This window comes from Helicobacter baculiformis, from assembly GCF_900197685.1.
GTDB classification, from domain to species: domain Bacteria; phylum Campylobacterota; class Campylobacteria; order Campylobacterales; family Helicobacteraceae; genus Helicobacter; species Helicobacter baculiformis.
Genome location: NZ_FZMF01000071.1, coordinates 1 through 4,266 on the forward strand (window position 1 = coordinate 1; position 4,266 = coordinate 4,266).

General features: G+C 44.4%; 6 protein-coding genes. 5 read left to right on the top strand and 1 reads right to left on the bottom strand.

Going from position 1 to position 4,266, the window contains the following annotated elements:
* The first annotated feature begins 103 nt into the window (after positions 1-103).
* The 4 genes from C6G87_RS08175 to C6G87_RS08190 all read left to right on the top strand — a co-directional run bounded on the left by C6G87_RS08175 (position 104) and on the right by C6G87_RS08190 (position 2,396).
* Positions 104-919 carry a hypothetical protein gene (locus C6G87_RS08175; RefSeq protein ID WP_104752999.1) on the top strand — a complete coding sequence of 272 codons (816 nt, stop codon included), beginning with the start codon at positions 104-106 and terminating at the stop codon, positions 917-919.
* An 87-nt stretch (positions 920-1,006) separates the two neighbouring features.
* Positions 1,007-1,270, top strand: coding sequence for a hypothetical protein (locus C6G87_RS08180; protein WP_104753000.1), 264 nt, complete (start codon positions 1,007-1,009; stop codon positions 1,268-1,270).
* A gap of 8 nt (positions 1,271-1,278) precedes the next feature.
* Complete coding sequence (locus tag C6G87_RS08185) at positions 1,279-2,190, top strand: hypothetical protein (RefSeq protein WP_104753001.1); 912 nt, start codon at positions 1,279-1,281, stop codon at positions 2,188-2,190.
* A 14-nt stretch (positions 2,191-2,204) separates the two neighbouring features.
* Positions 2,205-2,396: a hypothetical protein gene (locus C6G87_RS08190; protein WP_104753002.1), complete on the top strand. Its 192-nt coding sequence runs from the start codon at positions 2,205-2,207 to the stop codon at positions 2,394-2,396.
* Between the two features lie 267 nt (positions 2,397-2,663).
* Here the strand turns inward: C6G87_RS08190 and C6G87_RS08570 are convergent, their stop codons facing one another.
* Positions 2,664-2,837 carry a hypothetical protein gene (locus tag C6G87_RS08570; protein ID WP_158653139.1) on the bottom strand — a complete coding sequence of 58 codons (174 nt, stop codon included), beginning with the start codon at positions 2,835-2,837 and terminating at the stop codon, positions 2,664-2,666.
* Positions 2,838-3,975: 1,138 nt separating this feature from the next.
* On the opposite strand from C6G87_RS08570, the gene C6G87_RS08575 reads away from it, so the two are divergent.
* Positions 3,976-4,137 (top strand): hypothetical protein, encoded by a 162-nt coding sequence (locus C6G87_RS08575; RefSeq protein WP_158653140.1) that lies wholly within the window; start codon positions 3,976-3,978, stop codon positions 4,135-4,137.
* Positions 4,138-4,266 lie beyond the last annotated feature (129 nt).

The window sequence follows — 4,266 nt, forward strand, 5'->3', positions numbered from 1 at the left end:
CAGCCCTCTTATTTCTGAAAACATCAAAGCACTCTTGATCTATACCGAGCTCTTAGAAAAAGATTTAGCGTTTTGTCGGGGCGCAAAGCCGCAAAGATAGCCCATGCGCATGATGATCCGCCATGACATCACCATCTTAGAAAATAACCTAGTGGACAACACCCCGGAGTTTGACCCTTCCTGCAAATACAAGGTGGGGGATCGCGTGCGCCTGGGGGATCAAAAAATGATCTATGCATGCCTGAAAGACACCCCCCAAGGCGTTAAGGCGGACTTAGCAAATGACTTTAAACAGGTGGGCGCAGACAACACGATCGCCGCCTTTGATACGGGGCTTAACACCTATTCTAGCACCCAAGAGCCCTTAGAGCTCAAGATTCAAACAAGCGGGGCGCTTTTCATGGCTAATTGCCTTTTTGGCGCGCTGTGTGTGCGCGTCTATGCCCCTAACATTGAGGAGCCTGTGAGTGTGGACACCCTAGCAGGTCCTTATGAGGGCACTTACTTATTAGGGCATGCAGGGGAATGTGTTTATCATATTGCCATGCAGCTCTTTAAAGATCTGCCCATCAGGGTGGGGGTGATCTTTTGTGGGGACTTTGTAGAGGTGGGGATAACCCTCTATAGGGATTCATTGAGCCTAGAAGACTTCTCTAAAATCAATGTCAATGACGAGGGACTGACCCAAATTGAATTAGGCTTGTTTCGCAAGACTTATAAATTTAGTGTACTTGTGGGCTTGCAAGACTTGGATCGGACATTGGGGGTTTTGGCTAAAAATAAGAGTATCCCTAGTGTGATCGAACTCTCTGACGCGCTGGCATGTTTGCGCTTCTTTGGGCTCATTAGGGGGGTGGATGTGAGTTTTAACGACGCGCAACGCGTAAACCTAGATTTAGAACTTGAAGAGCTCACCTAAAAACACCATTCAAGCGGTGTTCAAGGGGGCTTGAAGAGTCCTTGAAACTGGCGCAAAAAACCTTTCTTAGCGCGCTAGACTGTTCTTATGAATTTGCAAGATTACATTTGTAACATTATTTTTAATGTCGATGGAGAGGTCCGCGTACGGCGCATGCGTAACGCCCTCTCTCAAGTCAGCCAAGAAGAAAGAGAGCTTGCCCAAGCCCAAAGGGAGGAGGAGCGCGCCGCTAAGGAAGCCGCCCGCGCCCAAAAAGAACATGAAGAAAAGCTTAAAAAGCTTCAAGAGCAGGTTAAACAAAATTGTTTGAGTTTTAAAGCTTTGCCTCTAGTTTCCATGAAGGCTTTTTAAAACCCTTGATGGGTGGGGATTTAGAAGGCGCGCTTAAAAGCGTGATGGGTCCCCAATTTGAGATCAAGGCAGATAGCTTATTAGGGAAGTTGGGCGACAAGCTTAAAGTTTTTACGCAGGGCTTAGGGGTGGTGCTGATGGGCTTTGGGGCGGGCATTGCTGCGGGCAACTTGCTAGGAAGTTTTATAGACACCCAAGGGGACAAGCAAACCCAAGCGCGCATGCAAAAAGCTAACTTGATTGGAGCGGGGGCGGGCGCTGCCATTGGCGCGGCAAGCTTTGGACCTATTGGGGCGCTAGCTGGGGGGTTTTTTGGGGGGATTTTAGGCACACTCATTGGAGGGTTTAGCTCCAAAAAAGTTAAAACCGAGCTGTTTTCTTCAGGCATTGCGTTTTTCAATAACGCCACCTCCAAAGAAATACATGCGAAGTTTTTTAAGGACATGAAGGAAACCACCACGCGCACGAGTTGGTGGGGCTTAGTCAAAAAGACGAGCACGCGCTACTGGAGCGAGTACGCGCGCGTGGGATCGTACGCCTCTGATCAGATTAGGAAATCTTTAAGCACGTATGAGGATTTGATCGAATATCTCACCGGGGCGCGCAAAATCTTGAGCATCAAGGCGGGGCGCTATAGCTCTACTAGCCAAGCCTTAGCCCAAAACATCGATGCGATCATCGCGAGCGCGATGAAAGCGCCTCTAGAAATTGAGGAGCGGGTGGTGGACCACCTCACGAGCACCTATAGCGGTTCTGAATGGTACGAAACGATCGCGGGGAAAGCGGTGTATAAATATTTAGAGGATCTGATGCGCGCTAGGGAGGGCGTTGAGGACCACGCGGCGCGTAAGATTATTGACAACTACACCAAGTCGCGCGAAGTGCACAAAAGCAAGTCGCTACGCGGGGGGATCAAATAGACACCTGGTATACCGTGTATGATCAATACCAACGCTGGGAATTTGCCTACGATCACAAGGTTAAAAACCCCCTCATTGCCAAAGTGCGCCAATATTGGGAGGATTACGCCCAAGGCTTGAAGCGCGATATTAACGAGGTGGTGCAAGAGAGTTTAGGGGGCTTTGTGCAAAAGGGGCATAGTTTGAGTATCTTACTCTATTTTTAATGACCCGATCTAGTGAGGCTTTCTAGCAAAATTTCTTTGTTGGTTAGAGTGGCACTTTTTTATTAAAACTCTTGGCCGTCTTTGTAGTATTTGACTAACATTTCATGACCATCTTTCGCTGTCTCTATGGTATCAATTATTATAACAACGCTAGAGTCTTGGGGTTTACCCAAGACTTCTAACATGCTATCATCTAGTTTTGCTCGTTTGATAAAATGTTTGACCTGTTTAATCGCCTCATCACTTCTAATTTTCCACGCATGGTCCTTATATCTCTTTTGACTTGTTCTCTGTCTTATTGGTCTTAGCGATGGCTTGAAAATAGAGTTGGATATAGGTGATTCGGTTGCCCATGCCCTTAGTCCTTAGTTTCTCATAGCAAAAGGTGTTCAAAGTGAGGGAGTTTTTGGAGTTCTTGGACGGCGGGTTTGAGAGTAACATGTTCCACATTAATAGTTGGAAGTTTCAATAGTATACCCTATCAACTTCTTAAACTTTGACCACTCCATTTAGGAGGAATGTGGAGGGTTTTAGGTCCTACATCTACAACGACACAAGAAGAGAAACGCGTTACATTGCCTTGCAAAACTTTGGGACATTTTACCTAACATAGAGAATGTCAAGCATTTCTATTATTCCATGCTCACCCATGAAAGCGGATTAGTCCAGTTAATTATCCATAATTTAGAATCCCAGCATAAAACACATCAGATAGAGAGGATGTACGTGGAAAATCAGAAAGAAAGTTGCCCGCTAGCCAACCGGCTGGTTACCTCAATCTCTCCATTATAAATAATCGGGCAGCTCGCCTTTCAGACTATAAGAACAGACATAACAAGACAAAAAACACGATTATGAAAATGACCCAGTCTATATCATTTTCCAAACGAAAATCTTTCTTTTTGAACCTGAAAACATCTACATTGTAGATAATACAAATTACAATGAAACTCACCAAGCCATTTTGGCTTATACAAACAATGCTTATAAGAAAGAAAAAGTATTTAGTGCTTGTGTTAGAGCCTATTCGCTTTGGTTGTGCCGCTTTCCAGACCTATACAAGACCCAAGAATATAGATTTTTATTTGGTTGTCTGCAAGGGTTATCGTGTTGATTGCGCATTTTTAAATGATGTTTTTGAAGAATCCAGCACAAAAAAACGATCACTGCACCTTGTTATTCTATGATACTAACTGGAATTTCACTTCTCTAGCCATACAGAGTGTTCTAGCATTTAAGGACACAAGATATATTATGATCGCATAAGAGTTTCACTATACTTTTGAAGACTCCTACCTGCATATTAAAAACAAGATAAAGAAGTCTTGGTTACTAAAAATTACAGAGTATTTGTCGATTAAGACGCTTCTAATGCCTGTATGCCCCATATTACTTTAGAACCCAATACCCTCTACTCCACTCTAGAGATCATCTCCAAGTCCAAGAGAGCACAGAGACCTTTAGCCAAAGTGGAGCTTTAATGTGTATATGCATGGAGTTTCTTTAGAAAAATTAAAAAAACAACATTGCAGAAAACACCCCCTTGTTTTGTTATGTAGCACAGAATGAAAGAAACTTCATGGTTAAACTTCAAGAGGGAACAACCACTATTCCTAGTGTGATCGAACTCTCTGATGCGCTGGAATATTTGCGCTTCTTTGGACTCATCAGAAGTATAGATGTGAGTTTTAACGATGCTAAACGGGTGAGCTTGAATTCTGAGCTTGAAGAGCGCCCTTAAGAGCGTCTTAAGGCTTGATCGATTATTTCATGGAGTTGGCGCATTAGATTCGCTCCCCCCTTGCCTGTGTGGCTTAAAATCTCTTGAATATCCCTTTGCAGTGCCTCAGAGGGCACGCCCTGATCATCA